We start from the raw sequence: 269 nt of genomic DNA, 5'->3' as shown, positions 1-269 counted from the left end.
CGTATTGGAGCCAATTGTAGAAGGGTGGCTGTTCGCCATAGCCGGCTGCAAGCCACTGCAGGCGGAAGACCTGCTGGGCCTCGTCGATGCCGAGCGTAGCTGGCAACATCAGGCGAACGACGGCGTGAACAGCGAAGTAGGAGGCGAGCAGGGCAAACAGCCAGGCGGGAACCGTTGTTGTCCTCGCCTGACCTGAAGCGGTCATTGATGGATCAAGCTTCGCTTCCATCGAAGATCTGCCGGACGATATAGTTCGGCGAGGCGTCGTC

1 protein-coding gene is annotated in these 269 nt (G+C 59.9%); it reads right to left on the bottom strand.

The window, feature by feature from the left end; genetic code table 11:
• The coding region (locus tag SCA31_RS23585; RefSeq protein ID WP_410699440.1) for a hypothetical protein at positions 1 to 229 on the bottom strand (229 nt) is incomplete at its 3' end.
• Positions 230 to 269: the final 40 nt, after the last annotated feature.

It is taken from the genome of Chryseobacterium sp. SIMBA_028, from assembly GCF_046535285.1.
Lineage (GTDB): Bacteria > Bacteroidota > Bacteroidia > Flavobacteriales > Weeksellaceae > Chryseobacterium.
The sequence above is the reverse complement of the archived record's forward strand: the minus strand, read 5'-3'. Positions and strand labels throughout refer to the sequence as shown.